Source organism: Sphingomonas mucosissima, assembly GCF_002197665.1.
Taxonomy (GTDB): domain Bacteria; phylum Pseudomonadota; class Alphaproteobacteria; order Sphingomonadales; family Sphingomonadaceae; genus Sphingomonas; species Sphingomonas mucosissima.
This window is the reverse complement of the sequence record NZ_NBBJ01000006.1, coordinates 1-16605: the sequence shown is the minus strand read 5'-3', so window position 1 is coordinate 16605 and position 16605 is coordinate 1. Positions and strand designations below refer to the sequence as shown.

General features: G+C 63.8%; 17 protein-coding genes and 1 tRNA gene. 6 read left to right on the top strand and 12 right to left on the bottom strand.

From position 1 onward, the window contains the following. Nucleotides 1-92: 92 nt before the first annotated feature. From lipB to SPMU_RS14675, 3 genes are all read left to right on the top strand, one after another. Nucleotides 93-737, top strand: a complete 645-nt coding sequence (gene lipB / locus SPMU_RS14685; RefSeq protein WP_088335125.1) for a lipoyl(octanoyl) transferase LipB — start codon at nucleotides 93-95, stop codon at nucleotides 735-737. Between the two features lie 100 nt (nucleotides 738-837). Then, nucleotides 838-1092 (top strand): hypothetical protein, encoded by a 255-nt coding sequence (locus SPMU_RS14680; protein WP_088334797.1) that lies wholly within the window; start codon nucleotides 838-840, stop codon nucleotides 1090-1092. Nucleotides 1093-1259: 167 nt separating this feature from the next. Beyond that, nucleotides 1260-1964, top strand: a complete 705-nt coding sequence (locus SPMU_RS14675) for a hypothetical protein (RefSeq protein ID WP_342746450.1) — start codon at nucleotides 1260-1262, stop codon at nucleotides 1962-1964. On the opposite strand, the gene SPMU_RS14670 is transcribed toward SPMU_RS14675, so the two are convergent. The 4 genes from SPMU_RS14670 to SPMU_RS14655 all read right to left on the bottom strand — a co-directional run bounded on the left by SPMU_RS14670 (nucleotide 1961) and on the right by SPMU_RS14655 (nucleotide 5358). Beyond that, nucleotides 1961-2518, bottom strand: a complete 558-nt coding sequence (locus SPMU_RS14670; RefSeq protein ID WP_425442197.1) for an asparaginase domain-containing protein — start codon at nucleotides 2516-2518, stop codon at nucleotides 1961-1963. The genes SPMU_RS14675 and SPMU_RS14670 overlap by 4 nt on opposite strands. Nucleotides 2519-2587: 69 nt before the next feature. After that, on the bottom strand, nucleotides 2588-4057 hold the full coding sequence (locus SPMU_RS14665; RefSeq protein WP_088334791.1) for a flavin-containing monooxygenase: 1470 nt from the start codon (nucleotides 4055-4057) through the stop codon (nucleotides 2588-2590). 103 nt (nucleotides 4058-4160) lie between these two features. Beyond that, nucleotides 4161-4328, bottom strand: coding sequence for a hypothetical protein (locus SPMU_RS16970; protein WP_169715732.1), 168 nt, complete (start codon nucleotides 4326-4328; stop codon nucleotides 4161-4163). Nucleotides 4329-4395: 67 nt separating this feature from the next. Beyond that, the gene (locus SPMU_RS14655; RefSeq protein ID WP_245833380.1) at nucleotides 4396-5358 is read right to left on the bottom strand and encodes a threonine ammonia-lyase; all 963 of its coding nucleotides are present in this window, start codon (nucleotides 5356-5358) and stop codon (nucleotides 4396-4398) included. Nucleotides 5359-5523: 165 nt separating this feature from the next. Between SPMU_RS14655 and SPMU_RS14650 the strand changes: the two genes are divergently transcribed. The 3 genes from SPMU_RS14650 to SPMU_RS14640 all read left to right on the top strand — a co-directional run bounded on the left by SPMU_RS14650 (nucleotide 5524) and on the right by SPMU_RS14640 (nucleotide 8634). After that, nucleotides 5524-6756 (top strand): type III PLP-dependent enzyme, encoded by a 1233-nt coding sequence (locus SPMU_RS14650; RefSeq protein WP_088334785.1) that lies wholly within the window; start codon nucleotides 5524-5526, stop codon nucleotides 6754-6756. Nucleotides 6757-6868: 112 nt separating this feature from the next. Further along, nucleotides 6869-7948: a 1,9-bis(guanidino)-5-aza-nonane synthase gene (locus SPMU_RS14645; RefSeq protein ID WP_076745423.1), complete on the top strand. Its 1080-nt coding sequence runs from the start codon at nucleotides 6869-6871 to the stop codon at nucleotides 7946-7948. A 263-nt stretch (nucleotides 7949-8211) separates the two neighbouring features. Continuing rightward, complete coding sequence (locus SPMU_RS14640) at nucleotides 8212-8634, top strand: MAPEG family protein (RefSeq protein WP_088334783.1); 423 nt, start codon at nucleotides 8212-8214, stop codon at nucleotides 8632-8634. Here the strand turns inward: SPMU_RS14640 and SPMU_RS14635 are convergent. From SPMU_RS14635 to SPMU_RS14600, 8 genes are all read right to left on the bottom strand, one after another. Further along, nucleotides 8631-9215, bottom strand: coding sequence for a GNAT family N-acetyltransferase (locus SPMU_RS14635; protein ID WP_169715731.1), 585 nt, complete (start codon nucleotides 9213-9215; stop codon nucleotides 8631-8633). The genes SPMU_RS14640 and SPMU_RS14635 overlap by 4 nt on opposite strands. Next, nucleotides 9212-10348 (bottom strand): calcium:cation antiporter, encoded by a 1137-nt coding sequence (locus SPMU_RS14630; RefSeq protein ID WP_088334781.1) that lies wholly within the window; start codon nucleotides 10346-10348, stop codon nucleotides 9212-9214. The genes SPMU_RS14635 and SPMU_RS14630 overlap by 4 nt, the downstream gene beginning before the upstream one ends. Before the next feature lie 131 nt (nucleotides 10349-10479). Then, nucleotides 10480-11751: an ATP-dependent Clp protease ATP-binding subunit ClpX gene (gene clpX, locus SPMU_RS14625; protein WP_088334779.1), complete on the bottom strand. Its 1272-nt coding sequence runs from the start codon at nucleotides 11749-11751 to the stop codon at nucleotides 10480-10482. 78 nt (nucleotides 11752-11829) lie between these two features. Next, nucleotides 11830-12519, bottom strand: coding sequence for an ATP-dependent Clp protease proteolytic subunit (locus SPMU_RS14620; RefSeq protein ID WP_281250994.1), 690 nt, complete (start codon nucleotides 12517-12519; stop codon nucleotides 11830-11832). A 71-nt stretch (nucleotides 12520-12590) separates the two neighbouring features. After that, a complete protein-coding gene (locus tag SPMU_RS14615; protein WP_088334777.1) occupies nucleotides 12591-13382 on the bottom strand; it encodes a MipA/OmpV family protein in 792 nt (263 codons plus the stop codon). 43 nt (nucleotides 13383-13425) lie between these two features. After that, nucleotides 13426-14355 (bottom strand): glycosyltransferase family 2 protein, encoded by a 930-nt coding sequence (locus SPMU_RS14610; protein ID WP_425442195.1) that lies wholly within the window; start codon nucleotides 14353-14355, stop codon nucleotides 13426-13428. 239 nt (nucleotides 14356-14594) lie between these two features. Next, a complete protein-coding gene (tig, locus tag SPMU_RS14605) occupies nucleotides 14595-16268 on the bottom strand; it encodes a trigger factor (protein WP_088334773.1) in 1674 nt (557 codons plus the stop codon). A 62-nt stretch (nucleotides 16269-16330) separates the two neighbouring features. Further along, nucleotides 16331-16415, bottom strand: a tRNA-Leu gene (locus SPMU_RS14600). Nucleotides 16416-16605: the final 190 nt, after the last annotated feature.

Genomic DNA, 16605 nt, shown 5'->3' with positions numbered 1-16605 from the left:
CCTGCCCCTTGCATCATGTCTGAAACGCTAGCCGATCGGGCGACCGCTTGCCAATCGCATCGGTGGTGCGCATCTGGCGGGGCGTGATCGACATGCAAGACATCGAATGGCGGGTGACGCCCGGCCTGACGGATTATGCAACCGCGCTACGGCAAATGGAGGAGCGTGCCGCTGGTGTTGCGGCCGGTTCCGAACATGAACTCGTTTGGCTCCTCGAACACCCCCCGGTCTATACCGCGGGCACGAGCGCCGACGAGGCGGAGCTGATCGACCCGCGCTTTCCCGTTGTCCAGGCCGGACGCGGCGGCCGGTACACCTATCATGGTCCCGGCCAGCGCATCGGCTATCTCGTGCTCAACCTGGCGAACCGCGGACGCGATGTTCGCTGCTTCGTGCACGCCCTCGAGGGCTGGGTGATCGCGGCGCTGGCCGAGATGGGCATCGCCGCGTTCCGGGCACCCGGCCGCATCGGGATCTGGACCCACGACCAGTCTGGCGCCGAGGCGAAGATCGGCGCGATCGGCGTGCGCGTGCGCCGTTGGATCACGATGCACGGCTTCTCGGTGAACCTTTCGCCGGACCTCGCGCACTTCGGCGGCATCGTGCCTTGCGGCATCGCCGAATACCCGGTGACCAGCGCCGAGGCGCTCGGCGCTGCCCATGCTTTTGAAACCTTTGACGCGGCGCTGGCGTTAACGGCCAACGCTTTCCTCGAAAGTCTTACTTGTGCGCGTTAAAACGAGGCTTGAGGGGGCGGCGTTCTGTGACTAATATCCACTCTGATTTGGGTATTAAGGATCCGTCCGCCGTCCAAATCCACTATCTAGGGAGCTTTCCATGCGTGCTATCTCGAAGATCCTGACTGGTTCGGCCATTGCCGCAGCCGCGCTCGCCGTCTCGGCTTGCGGCTCGCAGACCGAAACCACGGTCGACAACACCACCATCACCGACATGAACGCGACCGAAGGTCTCGACACCATGACCGACAACATGACGGCGGTTGATGGCGCCATGAACGGCGGCATGATGGCAAACGACACCATGATGACCAACGACATGATGATGACGAACACCACCACCAACGCGATGTAATCTTCGCGTCGAAGACGGTGTTTTTGGAGGCCGCCCAGGCAACTGGGCGGCCTTCCTCATGTCTGCACAGCCGGCAATCGTCCGATTGTTCGTCCGGCATGACGAACGGTGTTGGAGGATCGCGAAGAAAGGCGTATGAATCCCGCACGTTGCGTTTGGGGGAAATCATGCGGATGGTTGGGTTTCGGATCGTCGGGCTAGGCTTGGCAGCGGCCGTGATGATGGGAGCTGCGCCCGCTTCGGCTCAATTCTTCATGAAGTCCAAGGACCTGTCGGGTTCGGTTGTTCGCGGGGATGAAGCCGGCATCGCCCAGCCCCTTCCCGGCGCGACCGAGAAAGAGCTGAAGGCCGGCCTCACTTGGACGCTGCGCGCCGCGCTCAATGTCGCCGCGCTGCAATGCCAGTTCGAGCCGACGCTGCTTGCGGTCGACAATTACAATGCCGTGCTGACCGATCATCGTGCGGAGCTGAAGGAAAGCTATGATGCGCTGACCGCGTATTTCAAGCGCACCAATCCGACCGTGAAGGCCAGCCAGACGGCGCTCGATCAGTTCGGCACCAGAACCTATTCCAGCTTCAACGCGGTCGCGTCGCAGTTTAATTTCTGCCAGACGGCGGGAAACATCGGCCGCGCTGCTCTTTACACTCCGCGCGGTAGCTTCGGCACCCTGGCGCAGGAGCGTATGCGCGAGCTGCGGAACAGCCTGTCGCCATGGGGCGAGCAGCAGTTTGCGCGCTGGTTCCACCCGGAATCGCGGGTACCGCGCCTCGATAAGATCTGTTGGTCCAACAAAGGCGAGTGGCAGTCCAAGAAGTGCGGCGCGCTCGACTTTCCGCCGCCGATCAGCGTGGTCAGTCTCGCGCAGCGCTAATCCCCAGCGGCGGGCCTGAAGACACGGCCCGCCGTTCCCCACCCGGCGACCGCCCGGCCCTGTCCGTCGACCGCCACAAAGGCGTTGGCAGCCCGGTCCTTTCGAACGCGCAAGCCATCGAAGATCGTGCCATTCATCGCGATCCAGACGCCTGGCGCCGCCACCTGAGCGGTAGCGATCGCCATACCAAGATTGAAGGCGGCGTCGCTTTCCGCAAAGCGCGCCGGGGACAAGGCGCCGACGAGAACGATCGTTTTGCCCGGCACCGCGGGAGCGAGCGCTTGCGCCGTGTGGGCCATGGTGTCGGTGCCGTGCGTGATGATGATGCGCTGTTCCGGCGCCTCCGCCGCGGTCCGCGCGATCACCGCACGGTCCTCGTCCGTAAGCTCCAGACTGTCCTTCCGCATCACCTCGGCCACACGGTACGGCAGGGTGACCTGCGCTGTCCTGAGCACCCGATCAACGACACTCTCGCCAATCTGGTAGGTGCTCAGGGCATCGAAATAGAGTTTGTCGATCGTCCCACCGGTGGTGAGAATCAGCACATCGGCCACGACGCCGCTCCTTCTTGTCGCCAAGACGCGCGCCATAGCTTGTTCGTGGCCGAGGGGAAGAGACGAAGCCTACGCCGCGGCGCGCACACGGCCCGCAGGGTTGGAGAATTCCAGGCTGTCGTCCACCGAGCCGAACCGCAGCGCCATGACGTCCAGGGCGTAATTCTGATTGAGGCGCCAGGGCTTCCTGTTTCCCTGCTTGGGCAAGCGGTCGGCGACCCGCTCGATATAACCCGAGCTGAAGTCCACGAAGGGCTCGGCGCTGATCGGCTCGTCGCCCACCCGCGGCGTCACTTGGCGCATGCCCCGTTTCTTCATCGTGTTGAGGAGCCGGCACAGATACATGGCGACGAGATCCGCCTTCAGCGTCCAGGATGCGTTCGTGTAGCCGAAGGTGAACGCCAGATTGGGGATGTCTGAGAACATCATTCCCTTATATTGCAGGGCCTTGGCGAGGCTCTTTCGCTCACCATCGACGATTGGATCGATCCCGCTCAGCAGCTTCACCTCGAGCCCGGTCGCCGTGACGATCACGTCCGCCGGCAGCTCCTGCCCTGACGCGAGCGCTATCCCACCTTGCGTGAACCGCTCGATCGTGTCCGTGACTACCGCCGCTTTCCCGGCCTTGATCGTGTCGAACAGGTCGGCATCGGGCACCAGGCACAGCCGCTGATCCCACGGATTGTAACGTGGGGTGAAGTGCGTCGCGACGTCATAGTCGGGGCCGAGATGCTCGCGGACCTGGTCCAGCAGCTTCTGCTTCACCTTCTCGGGCTTCTTGCGGGTCATGCGGTAGAAGATCATCCCGAAGATGACGTTCTTCCACCGGGTCAGGCCATAGGCCGCCTTGCTCGGCAGCTTTGCGCGCAGCCAATTGGCTACCGCATCCTGCCCGGGGCGTGAGACTACATAAGTGGGGGAGCGCTGAAGCATCGTCACGCTCGCCGCGGTCTTCGCCATCTCGGGAACGAGGGTGACGGCGGTCGCGCCGCTGCCGATCACGACGACGCGCTTGCCCGCGTAATCCAGGTCTTCCGGCCAGAACTGCGGATGCACGATCCGTCCGGCGAACTCCTCCTGGCCGGGAAAGTGCGGGGCGTGGCCGCGCTCGTAATCATAATAGCCCGAGCACATGTGAAGAAAGGAGCAGGTGAACGAGGTTTCCCCGTCAAGGCCGGCGACCGTCACCGTCCAGCGGGCGTCGGGCGTCGACCATTCCAGACCGGTCACGCGGTGCCCGAAGCGGATGTGGCGATCGATCCCGCCCTCGCGCGCGGTGTCTTCGATATATTCCTTGATCGAGGGCCCGTCGGCGATCGCCTTCGCCTTGGTCCAGGGCCGAAAATTATAGCCCAGCGTATGCATGTCGCTGTCGGAACGGATGCCGGGGTAGCGGAAGAGATCCCATGTCCCCCCGATCGCCTGCCGTGCCTCAAGGATCAGGTAGCTGCGATCGGGACAGCGCTGTTGCAAATGGTGCGCAGCCCCCACCCCCGACAGCCCGGCCCCGACGATGATAACGTCGACATGCTCGCTCATGGACGATCCTCTCTTTGCGCCGAGTTTAGCGCATCGGAAGAAGTCGCGAAAGAACCTAACTTACCGGCTTGTCAGTAAACGTCAGCAGAGCGGAGCCGGCGAATCACAGCGTCCAGATGAGGACATTGCCGACCAGCACGAAAGCCATGACGATCATCAGCCAGCCGCGTTTGGCATCACGCCGCGTCCGGATCAGCCAGCCGCCGCCCAGCAAACAGGCGAATGCCGCCAGCATGGCAACGGCAGGAGCGGCGCTGGCGATGGCGTTCATGCCGGCGCCCTTAGCCTCCCGCACGCAGCGGGCAAAGGGGTGCGACCTGCCATCCGCGCGCGCCTGATCATCGAGCGATCGTCCGGGCATAAGCGTCGATGTCGACGTTGCCTCCCGAAAGAATAACCACCATTCTCGGCATGGGTGCGACCTTACCCGCCAGCACGGCAGCGAGCCCGACAGCCCCGCCGGGCTCAACGACCAATCGCAGGCGTTCCGCGGCCCAGCGCTGCGCCGCTGCGACCTCAGCTTCCGACACGGCCACTCCCGTCGCGTCGCGGCGCGACAGCACGTCGAAAGTGAGCGGCGAGACTTGCTTGGTCATCAGCGCGTCGCAACTCGTGTGCGGGGGCGCATCTTCCACCGGGAGGATCCAGCTTGCCTCCAGGCTCCGCCGCATGTCGTCCCACCCCTCCGGCTCGACTACGGTGATCGCCGCATCGGGAAGCGCCAGTGCGACGCCGGCCGCAAGGCCGCCTCCCCCGCATGGGATAATGACATTGCTAGGCTCTGGCTGATCCATCGCGGCCAATTGCGCGGCGACCTCGACTCCTGCCGAGCCCTGGCCCTCGATGATCCATGCATCGTCGAAGCTGGGAACCAGCGTGGCGCCCCTCGCCTTGGCAAGCTGCGCCGCGATCTGCTCACGCGATTGTGCTTGCCGGTCGTAGCTCACCACTTCGGCGCCCAGGGCCAAGGTGCCTTCCACCTTCGCGCGCGGTGCATCCGCGGGCATGACGATGACGGCAGGCATCCCGAGTCTTTTCGCCGCCCACGCGACTCCCTGCGCGTGATTGCCGCTCGAGAACGCAACCACGCCGCGCAACCGTGCGTTATGATCAAGTGCGGTCAATCGGTGCCAAGCACCGCGGATCTTAAAGGCCCCGATCGGCTGCAGTGATTCCGCCTTGAAGGCGATGGGTACGCCTCTGATTTCCCGCATGAAAACGGGGGTTGGGGGAAGGATGGCGGCCACCTTAGCAGCTGCGTCGCGCACACCGGCGCGGGTGGGTTGTCGCAAAATTGTCACGTTTCGTCTTTGCCGCAAATTTGAGCCCGCGAAAACACACTTTACACGGGGGGTAAGCGACCTTAAGTGCCCGCCTCCGCTGCCCCATGGGACTTCCACCGCAAGGCAGTGTTTTCGTCAACTGAAGACCGGGGGCTTGCCTCCTGGCATTGGAGGTCCCTTGAATTGCACCAGGATCATCGCGCGCTGGGGCTAGCGCCCCTCTCGACCGTTGCTCGTACCTCTGTTTCGGGCGCCATCGACATCGCACAGGGTAAGCCGGTTCAGCCGGTCACGCTCGTGCGTCCGCACGCCGCGGCACGCGCCGCTCGGTTCTTCGTGGAGAAGTTTCCGGGTCGGTCGATGTATGCCGTGAAGGCCAACCCCTCACCCGAACTCATCCAGATCCTCTGGGACAACGGCATCACGCATTTCGATGTCGCGTCGATTGCGGAAGTGCGGCTTGTTGCGCGCACGCTTCCCGACGCCACCTTGTGCTTCATGCACCCGGTGAAGGCCGAGGAAGCGATCGCCGAGGCGTATTTCACGCACGGCGTGCGCACGTTCAGCCTCGATTCGCTCGACGAGCTCGAGAAGATCATGCGCGCCACCCGCAGCGCGGCGGACCTGACGCTCTGCGTCCGGCTGCGTGTGTCGTCGGAACATTCGAAGCTCAGCCTTGCGTCGAAGTTCGGCGTCGCGCCGCATGAAGCAAAGCCTTTGCTGTTCGCTGCCCGTCAGGCAGCCGATGCTTTGGGCATCTGCTTCCATGTCGGCAGCCAGGCGATGACGCCCGAGGCCTATGCGGACGCGATGGAGCGGGTGCGCGCCGCGATCGTGGACGCCGCTGTGACGGTAGACGTGATCGACGTGGGTGGCGGTTTCCCGTCGTCCTACCCGGACATGGCACCGCCGCCGCTGGAGCGTTATTTCGAGACGATCCACCGTGCGTTCGAAAGCCTGCCGATCAGCTATTCGGCGGAGCTGTGGGCAGAGCCGGGCCGTGCGCTGTGCGCGGAGTACAGCAGCGTCGTCGTGCGCGTCGAAAAGCGCCGTGGCAACGAACTGTACATCAACGACGGCGCATATGGCGCGCTGTTCGATGCGGCGCACATCGGCTGGCGCTTCCCCGTAACGCTGCTGCGTGAGCCGCAGTCGACCGTGCGCGACCATCCGTTCTCGTTCTACGGCCCGACCTGCGACGACCTCGACCATATGGCAGGCCCGTTCCTGCTGCCGGCGGACGTCCAGGCCGGTGACTATGTCGAGATCGGCATGCTCGGCGCCTATGGCTCGGCGATGCGCACGGCCTTCAATGGCTTCGGATCGGACGAGACGGTGATCGTCGAGGATGAGCCGATGGTCTCGCTGTACACCGAGGTGGAACGCGAAGCCGCGTCCAACGTCGTAAAGCTGTAACTCACTACCTACATTGTAATCGGACGGCGGTGCCCCTCGGGGGTGCCGCCGGCCTGACGGGTTAGCGCGTCCCCTTCAGAACGACTGTGCAATCATGCGAGAAGCAACCCACATGACTGACACCCTCACGAAGACCGCGGCCGCGAACGGCCCGATCAATGACACCCGCAAGGCGGAACTGCTGTCCAAGCAGGTGAAGCATATCGACATCCGCTCATTCGACGCGCGTCCGATCGTGGACGCGATGAGCGACATGAGCTTCACCAGCCGCGACCTCGGCCGTGCGACCAAGATCTACAACGAGATGCTGGCTGACAAGGACTGCACCGTCGTGCTGGTGATCGCCGGCTCGACCTCGGCCGGCGGCTGCATGGACCTGTATGCCGAGCTGGTCCGCTCGAACATGGTCGATTGCATCGTCGCCACCGGCGCGACCATCGTCGACATGGATTTCTTCGAAGGCCTCGGTCACAAGCACTTCCAGGCGCTTGAGATCCCTGACGACGACACGCTGCGTTCGCTCTACATCGACCGGATCTACGACACCTATATCGATGAGGAAGCGCTTCAGAACGTCGACCACACGATCTTCGAGATCGCCGAGACGCTGGAAGCCAAGCCCTACAGCTCGCGCGCGTTCATTCGCGAAATGGGCAAGTATCTCGTCGAGCATGGCAAAAAGGAGAACAGCCTCGTCAAGCTCGCGTACGAGCATGACGTGCCGATCTTCTGCCCGGCGTTCGTCGACAGCTCGGCCGGCTTCGGCTTGGTGAAGCACCAGGTCGATCGCGCCAAGGCGGGCAAGCCATACATGGTGCTCGACGCGATCGCCGACTTCCGCGAGCTCACGCAGATCAAGATCGAGGCCGGCACCACCGGGCTCCTGATGATCGGCGGCGGTGTGCCGAAGAACTTCATCCAGGACACGGTCGTCTGCGCCGAGATCCTCGGCCACGATGACGTCGCGGTCCACAAATATGCCGTGCAGATCACCGTTGCCGACGTGCGCGACGGTGCCTGCTCCTCCTCGACGCTGCAGGAAGCGGCGTCGTGGGGCAAGGTGAACACGGGCATCGAGCAGATGGTGTTTGCGGAAGCCGGGTCGGTGATGCCGCTGCTAGCGTCCGATGCCTACCATCGCGGCCACTGGAAGGACCGTGCGAAGCGCGGCTGGGCGAAGCTGTTCGCCTGATCGCTTCCACGCGGATCGCTAACGGCCCTCTCCCGGCACCTCGTTTATCGAAGGTGCCGGGGGAGGGCTTCGTGTATCTGCGGACATCTGGCTGACAGGCGCAGCGGGCCCGTTGGCGCGGTTTTCGGTCACCTCATTCCGTTTGCCCGGAGTTTGCCGAGCGGCATGCCTCGGCGAGACCGCTTGTGATCCGTACCGCGACGAGCTTGCTGCGACCGAGATTACGGGTTCATACCGGTTGCATATCGTTCTAGCGTGCCGGCATGAAGCTTCTTCAGCCCGCCGCTGTCCTGATCGCCTGGACGGTTGTCATGCTCGGCTGGATGCTGGCGACGCGTCTTCCCGCCTTGCGCGAGGCGGGGATCAAGATGAGCAGCCTTGTCGGCACCAAGGCGTCTGACGCCGACCGTTCGCTGCCGGCATCGGCGCAGTGGAAGGCGCACAACTACAATCACCTGCTGGAGCAGCCGACGCTATTCTATGCCGTATGCGGCGTGCTGGCTTTGGCCGGCGCAGGAAACGAGGCGAGCGCCGTCGGGTTCGCATGGGCATATGTGGCATTGCGCGTCGCGCACAGCCTGGTTCAAGCAACCATCAACAAGGTGAAGCCACGCTTCATCCTGTTCATCGCCTCAAGCGGATGCCTGATCGCGCTTACCGCAATAGCGCTGCTTCGCGTCTTCTAGTCCGGCGGGCGCAGCATCGACCAGAACCTCGGCCCATCCAGGCCGACCCGCCACTCGTCCGTCACCGCGAAGCCGCGGCGTTGATACAGACCGATGTTCTGTTCGGTTGCTGTCTCAAGATAGGTCGGGAAACGCCCCGCGACGCGTGACAGGCCGGCACGGATCACCTGGCCTCCCAGCCCCCTGCCCTGCGCCGCCGGGTCGCAGCCGGCGACATGGAGGTACCAGAAATCGCCGTTGGGCATATGCGCATCAATGGCTTTCGACAGCGCCAATGCGCGCGGCAAGCCCGAGCCCAGCGCGCGCCACATGGGCCACGCCCGGCGAATCATAGTCAGCGGGCCGGTACTTGCCTGCCCGGGGCCACGCCACAGCGTCGCGGCCTCTCCGCCATCAGTGATCAACCGCATTCCAGCCTGATCCGCGTCGAACAACAAGGCGAATAGCCGCGGCAAGCGTCGCTCGCGATCCGCTCGGTCGGGATAGATCCAGGACATGGCGGGATCGTCGGCAAAGGCGCGTGCCAGCACCGCCGCGATGCGTGCGCGATCCGCGCCGCCGGCGGTGCGCACGCTGCTCACGGCACGATGGTCGTGAACAGATAAGCTGCGAAGATCACCAGATGCACGGCGCCTCCCAAGATGGTCGTTCGTCCAGTCCCGAGTGAAAGCGTGATCGTGAAAAGCGTGAGAATCAAGAGCGTGATGCTTTTCGCACCGATGCCGAGCGCCAGTGGCAAATCGAGCATGAGGGAGACGACGGCGACCGAGGGGATCGTCAGCCCGATGCTGGCCAATGCCGAGCCGAGCGCCAGGTTGAGGCTGGTCTGGAGCCGATTGCGCTTGGCCGCGCGATAGGCGGCCAAGCTCTCCGGCGCCAGAACGAGTGCCGCGATGACGATGCCAACAACGGCAAGCGGCAGGCCGGCGTTTGATACCGCCCGTTCCACCGCCGGCGAGAGGCCCTCGGCCAGCAGCACCACGCCGACCAGCGCCACAGCGAGGAAAATCAGCGCCGTCGCGGCCGTGGCGCGGGTGGGCGGCTCGGGCAGGATATCGGGCAGCAGATCCTGGTCCGGCAGGAAGTAATCGCGATGGCGAACGGTCTGCACCAACACGAACATGAGATAGAGAAACAGGGATACGACCGCGACAAAAATCAGCTGAACCGGCGCATAGATCGGTCCGGCCACGCTGGTCACATAGTTTGGCAGGACGAGCGATAGCACCACCAACGCGGTCAGCACCGCCAGCATGGCGCTGACGCCGCGCAGCGTGAAGCGTTGTTCGCCATGCCGCAGCCCGCCTGCCATCAGGCACAGCCCAACGATGCCGTTGAGAATGATCATGATCGCGGCGAACACCGTATCGCGCGCCAGCGTCGATGCCTCGCCAGATTCGGACAGCATCAGGCTGACGATCAGCGAGACTTCGATCACCGTGACCGCGATGGCGAGGATCAGGGTGCCAAACGGTTCTCCCACGCGGTGCGCCACCACCTCTGCGTGATGAACGGCGGCGAGAACGGCGCCGATCAGGATCGCCGAAGCGCTGACGACTCCCAAGACCCCAAACGTGTACAGGGACACGCCAACGGCGAGCGCCGCAAGCAAGGGGAACAACAGCGTATAGGCCGGGAGATCAACCCGCTCGAGCAATTTGCGCCTGCTAGCCGGCGGCACGACGGCATCAACATTGTCGGGCTGCTCGGTCATTCCATCTCCCTGGCTGGTCATCAGGTTCGCTCACCAAAAATCATCGTGCCTGGCGGATCGGCCCGCCACCGCAAAAAGAAACGGGCGCCGATCGCTCGGCGCCCGTCCTCAAACATCAGAGAATGATTGGATCAGGCAGCAGCGTCGCTGCCGGTCTTCTTCTTCTCGGTATAGACGCGGATCGGCTCCTTGCGGCCCTCCACCACGTCCTTGTCGATCATCACTTCATCCACCGAGTCCATGCCCGGCAGTTCGAACATCGTGTCGAGCAGGATCGCTTCCAGGATCGAGCGAAGGCCGCGTGCGCCGGTCTTGCGCTCAATCGCCTTCTTGGCGATCGTGACCAGTGCGTCGTCGGTGAAGCCCAGCTTCACTTCCTCCATCTCGAACAGCTTCTGGTACTGCTTGACCAGCGCGTTCTTCGGCTCACTCAGGATCTTTACCAGCGCGGTGACGTCGAGATCCTCGAGCGTTGCGATCACGGGCAGACGGCCGACGAACTCGGGGATGAGGCCAAACTTCAGCAGATCCTCCGGCTCGGTCGAACGCAGGACCTCGCCGGTACGGCGCTCTTCCGGCGAAGCGACATAGGCGCCGAAGCCGATCGACTTACCCTGGAGACGATCGCCGATGATCTTCTCGAGGCCTGAAAAGGCACCGCCGCAGATGAACAGGATGTTCGTGGTGTCGACCTGCAGGAATTCCTGCTGCGGATGCTTGCGCCCGCCCTGCGGCGGCACGGAGGCGGTGGTGCCCTCCATCAGCTTCAGCAGCGCCTGCTGCACGCCTTCGCCCGACACGTCGCGCGTGATCGAGGGATTCTCGGCCTTGCGGCTGATCTTGTCGATCTCGTCGATGTAGACGATGCCGCGCTGCGCCCGCTCGACATTATAGTCGGACGCCTGGAGCAGCTTGAGGATGATGTTCTCGACATCCTCGCCGACATAGCCCGCCTCGGTCAGCGTCGTTGCGTCGGCCATGGTGAACGGCACGTCGAGGATGCGCGCCAGCGTTTGCGCCAGCAGCGTCTTGCCGCAGCCGGTCGGCCCGACAAGCAGGATGTTCGACTTTGCCAGTTCCACGTCCGCGCCCTTGGCGCCGTGGTTCAGCCGCTTGTAGTGGTTGTGCACCGCGACCGAGAGCACGCGCTTGGCCTGCTTCTGCCCGATGACGTAATCGTCGAGAACGTCGCAGATCTCCTGCGGCGTGGGTACGCCGCCGTCCTTCTTGGATACCAGTGCCGACTTTGTTTCTTCACGGATGATGTCGTTGCACAGCTCTACGCATTCGTCGCAGATGAACACGGTCGGTCCTGCGATGAGCTTGCGAACCTCGTGCTGCGACTTGCCGCAGAACGAGCAATAGAGCGTGCTCTTCGAGTCACCGCCGCTGAGCTTGGTCATTCAATCACATCCTTTTCGGCCGGGCATGGTAACCCGGCCGGTCACGATCCGGCAATGCCGGAAAAAGGCTAACGCCGATCAGGCCGCCGCTGCCACATCGTCGGCCGGGGCGGGCCGTTTGTCGAAAACCTCGTCGATCAGGCCGAATTCCTTGGCCTCGTCGCTGCTCATGAACTTGTCACGATCCATTGCGTTTTCAATGACCTCGATCGGCTTGCCGGTATATTTGGCGTACAATTCGTTCATCCGGCTGCGGATGCGAAGGATCTCGCGCGCCTGGATCTCGATGTCGCTAGCCATGCCCTGCGCGCCGCCCGACGGCTGGTGGATCATGATCCTTGCATTGGTGAGCGCCACACGCATCCCGGGCTCGCCCGCCGATAGGAGGAAGCTGCCCATCGAGGCAGCCTGCCCGATGCACACCGTGCCGACGCGCGGGCGAATGTAGTTCATCGTGTCATGGATCGCCATGCCCGCCGTGACGACACCGCCCGGCGAGTTGATGTACATGAAGATGTCCTTCTTCGGGTTCTCCGATTCAAGGAACAGCAACTGGGCGGTGATCAGGCTCGCCATGCCGTCCTCCACGCCGCCCGTCACGAACACGATCCGCTCGCGCAACAGGCGGCTGAAGATGTCGAACGAGCGCTCGCCGCGGTTCGACTGTTCAATGACGATGGGAACGAGGCCGGCCTGCGTCTGCTGCATACCGACTCCGGCGCGCGCCAAGGCGCCTGCGAAGTCGCCGGTCTCGAACGGATTGTGCATGGAATTTTCTCTCTTATGCGTCAGGAGCACCTATGTCGCGCGCAGGCGGCGGGACTTCAAGTGCTGCCGGCTTAGTTGGCGCGGCCAAAGAATGTATAGCTTAGTGCAAGGCCGCCCGACCATTGATTGCGCGAGCCGTAGCGCCGAACCACGGGAGAATCTGCAGCGTCGTCCACCAGCCGATCGTATTTGGCGTATGTGCTGACGCCCCAGTGCCGGCTCAGCTGTTTGAGATAGCTGGCCGTGGCCCCAACCGCGTGGACACCGCCCGACGGCCGGTACGCAGCCAGCCCTGATGTTCCAACCGACTCGACCGGTACGCCAAAATAAGCGCGCTGGTATTTGCCGTTCGAATAGGTGACGCGCGGGCCGATCGCGAACAGCCACTCGTCGGCATCACGGGCGACGTAATCCAGGCTTGCGACGCCGATCAGGCCCTTGTGCCCGCCAATGCCTTGCCGCAGCTCGACACGGCCCCGCATCGGCAGCGCCGACGCGGTATATTGCGCAAAGCCACCCGCCTCGACGGTGAACCCCACCTTGGGAACACCCGGCACGTCGCGCGTCCGGCGCGAGCCTTCCAAGTTGACCGCGGGACCGACGGCGAAGCCGCTGTTCTGGACGATTGACGTGCTGGAGCTTTCGTCCGCCGCTTCGAACTGGAACACCTGGTCGCCACGAACCCGGCTGAAATCCAGGAACGGGCGGACAACAACGCCCTTAGCTCCGGGAAAGCGCGGTACGAGCTGCGGCCCGGCGGCGATCCGCGTGCGGCGCGGTGCCTCCTGAGCAGCAACCCCCGTTGCACAGGTTGCACCCAGGACGAAAAAAGCCGTCGCGCGGCCGAAAAGCAAAATCGCCATAGGAGCAAAGCTTAGGGTAGTTCCACTGCCGTAGCCAGCGCCATTACAAAGCGGAGGGTGCCGGGTGCGCCAAATAGGCCAGACGACGCACCTCGCGCCGTCCCCGCACCACCGTATCAAGGATCAGCCCCGCGAAACCTGACAGAGCTGCCAGGATGGTGAGCCCGGTTACCAGGATCGCAGTGGGAAAGCGCGGCACCAGACCGGTCTGGGCGTAGGTGATGGCAAGCGGCATCGCGAGCACGATCGCCAGCGCCAATAACGCGATCCCGAAGGCACCGAAGAACCACAATGGCCGCTCGATGCGATAAAGCGTCGCGATCGTCCCCAGGATTCTCCATCCATCACGGTACGTGCTGAGCTTGGACACCGACCCTTCCGGACGCGCGAAATACGGCGTTTCGATCTCACCGACCGGCATCTTGAGTTCCAGCGCGTGAACCGAGATTTCGGTCTCGATCTCAAAACCCACCGACAGCACGGGGAAGCTCTTCACGAACCGTCGCGAAAATACCCGGTAACCGCTCAGAATGTCGGTGAAACTGCGCCCGAAAAGCCGGGTGAGCATGCCGGTAAGCATGGCATTGCCCAAGCGGTGCCCGCGCCGATAAGCCGCCGCCGCTTCGCCGATGCGGCTGCCCACCACCATGTCGAGGTTTTCTCCCAACATCCGTGCGACAAGGACCGGGGCCGACGCGGCGTCATAGGTCGCGTCGCCATCAGCCATGACGTAAATGTCCGCATCAATGTCCGCGAACATGCGGCGAACCACGGCGCCCTTGCCCTGAATGCGCTCGGTACGAACGATCGCGCCCGCCGCGCGCGCGACCTCGACGGTGCGGTCGCCCGAGTTGTTGTCGTAAACGTAGATGGTGGCGCTGGGCAGCGCCGCGCGAAAGCCGGCCACCGTCTGCGCGATCGCCGCTTCCTCATTGTAGCAGGGCAGCAGAACGGCGATCACTGGTTCAGGCAAGCTGTTCATCCTTGGTCACCCGTGCTCATGCCGGAGTCCACCGGGCCGCGTCCCTCCTAGCAGCAGGTTCTTGCGGAAGGGTGGACGCCGGAACAAGTCCCCTATGCCGCGAGCAAGGCTCACCACCCCAGAAACACGTCACCCCGGACCTGACCCCAGGGCGCCGCTACTTCTTCGGCGATGCGAAGGCAGCGGCGCCCCGGCTCAAGACCGGGGCGACAGATTTTGCGGGAAAGCTTTTATGCGTCGTCGGTCTTCGGCGCAGCCTTCTTGGCGGGTGCCTTCTTCGCAGGCTTCTCGTCCGCTCCAGCCGGAACCTCCGCGCCTTCGTCCGAAGTTGCGGCCTTGGCCTTCTTCGCGGCCGGCTTCTTCGCCGGCGCAGCGGCTTCTTCGCTGGCCTCGTCCGACGCTTCGACCGCCTTCTTCTTCGCAGCCTTCTTGGCCGGCTTCACTTCTTCGCCCTCGGCAGGAGCAGCGGCGTCTTCAGCCGGTGCGTCGCCGGCTTCCTTCTTTGCCGACGCCTTCTTCTGCTTGGGCTTGTGGTTGTCGTGATCGTGGTGGTGCGTGCCGGTCGCGAAGCCGTCCTCGCTCTCGATCGCTGCTTCCAGTTCCTCGCGCGTCGTCTCGCGCTCGGTCACTTCCGCCTTGTCGAACAGGAGGTCGACGACCTTGTCCTCATACAGCGGCGCACGCAGCTGAGCAGCCGCCATCGGCTCCTGCTGGATGTACTGAATGAAGCGCTGCTGGTCCTCACCGCGATACTGCTGCGCAGCCTGCGCGATCAGGCGGTTCATTTCCTGGCTCGTGACTTCCACGCCGTTCGCCTGGCCGATCTCGCTCAGCAGCAGGCCGAGACGGACGCGGCGCTCGGCTATCTTGCGATAGTCGTCGCGCTCCTTCTCCATCTCCTCCATGGCCGCCTGCGGATCCGGCTCATGGGTCGCCTCATGTTCCAGCTGCTGCCAAATCTGCGAGAACTCGGCCTCGACCATCGACGGCGGCACTTCGAAATCGTGGCCGGCGGCGAGTTGGTCGAGCAGCTTGCGCTTCATGTGAGTGCGGGTGAGGTTGTTCAGCTCGCTCTCGACCTGGCTGCGGATCAGGCCACGCAGCTGCTCCAGGCTCTCAAGGCCGAGGTTCTTTGCGAGATCCTCGTCGACCTTCGCTTCACCGGCAGTCTTCACGGACTTAATGGTGAGATCAAAGGTCGCGTCCTGGCCAGCCAGCTCCTTGGCCTGATAATCCTCAGGGAAGCTCACGGTGATCTGGCGCTCCTCGCCAGCCTTGGCACCGACGACCTGATCCTCGAAGCCCGGGATCAGCCGGCCGGAGCCGAGCTCCACCGCCATGTCGGTGCCGGTGCCGCCTTCAAAGGCCACGCCGTCCATCGTCTTGCCGACGAAGTCCATGGTGACGAGATCGCCGTTCTGCGCGGCATAGCCTTCGTCGGTGTCGTCCCAGCTCTTGGTCTGGTCCGCAAACTTCTGGAGCTGTTCGTCGATCACCTCGTCGGCGGCCGGCACCACGAGCTTTTCGAGCTTCAGGCCATCGATCGCCGGCGCCGGCACCTGCGGCAGCACTTCGAGCTCGATCTTCAGCTCGGCGTCCTTGCCCGGCTCATACCCGTCGGTCAGCGCAACGGACGGCTGGACGGCGGGACGAAGCTGCTTTTCGGCGAGCAGCGCCTGGATGCTTTCCTGGATCGACGTGTTGAGCGCCTCCTGCATCAGCGACGGGCCGTGCATCTTGCGCACCAGATTCGCCGGGACCTTGCCCGGGCGGAAGCCGGGCATCCGCACCTGCGGCGCGACACGCGCCAGTTCGGCATCGACGCGGGACTCGATGTCCTTGGCCGGAATGGTCAGCGTGTAGGCGCGCTTCAGGCCCTCGTTCAACGTCTCGACAGTCTGCATCTTCGTGCCTTCAACTGAAATTTCGTGGATGGTGCCTGTCCGCGGGCACGCCGCGGATAAACTGGTGCGGGCGAAGGGACTCGAACCCCCACATCTTGCGATACTGGAACCTAAATCCAGCGCGTCTACCAGTTCCGCCACGCCCGCATTAGGCACCGCCGGTCGCGGGCCTCTATACCGCGCGGCGGCTCCCCGCAAGCATTGGCAGCAACCCGGACGCATGATCGCGCGTTATTGCGGCTGAAGAGGACAAACCGACCATGGCCACCACGCCCCCGCCCGAACAGCCGATGCAGCCCAGCCAGCCGGCGCAGCCCACCACCCCGCCCCCGGAAGT

Excerpts from the sequence above, each read along its gene's own strand:
- lipB (WP_088335125.1), top strand. The coding sequence starts at position 93 with ATGCAAGACATCGAATGGCGGGTGACGCCCGGCCTGACGGATTATGCA.
- SPMU_RS14680 (WP_088334797.1), top strand. The coding sequence starts at position 838 with ATGCGTGCTATCTCGAAGATCCTGACTGGTTCGGCCATTGCCGCAGCC.
- SPMU_RS14675 (WP_342746450.1), top strand. The coding sequence starts at position 1,260 with ATGCGGATGGTTGGGTTTCGGATCGTCGGGCTAGGCTTGGCAGCGGCC.
- SPMU_RS14665 (WP_088334791.1), bottom strand. The coding sequence starts at position 4,057 with ATGAGCGAGCATGTCGACGTTATCATCGTCGGGGCCGGGCTGTCGGGG.
- SPMU_RS16970 (WP_169715732.1), bottom strand. The coding sequence starts at position 4,328 with ATGAACGCCATCGCCAGCGCCGCTCCTGCCGTTGCCATGCTGGCGGCA.
- SPMU_RS14645 (WP_076745423.1), top strand. The coding sequence starts at position 6,869 with ATGACTGACACCCTCACGAAGACCGCGGCCGCGAACGGCCCGATCAAT.
- SPMU_RS14640 (WP_088334783.1), top strand. The coding sequence starts at position 8,212 with ATGAAGCTTCTTCAGCCCGCCGCTGTCCTGATCGCCTGGACGGTTGTC.
- SPMU_RS14630 (WP_088334781.1), bottom strand. The coding sequence starts at position 10,348 with ATGACCGAGCAGCCCGACAATGTTGATGCCGTCGTGCCGCCGGCTAGC.
- clpX (WP_088334779.1), bottom strand. The coding sequence starts at position 11,751 with ATGACCAAGCTCAGCGGCGGTGACTCGAAGAGCACGCTCTATTGCTCG.
- SPMU_RS14620 (WP_281250994.1), bottom strand. The coding sequence starts at position 12,519 with ATGCACAATCCGTTCGAGACCGGCGACTTCGCAGGCGCCTTGGCGCGC.
- SPMU_RS14615 (WP_088334777.1), bottom strand. The coding sequence starts at position 13,382 with ATGGCGATTTTGCTTTTCGGCCGCGCGACGGCTTTTTTCGTCCTGGGT.
- tig (WP_088334773.1), bottom strand. The coding sequence starts at position 16,268 with ATGCAGACTGTCGAGACGTTGAACGAGGGCCTGAAGCGCGCCTACACG.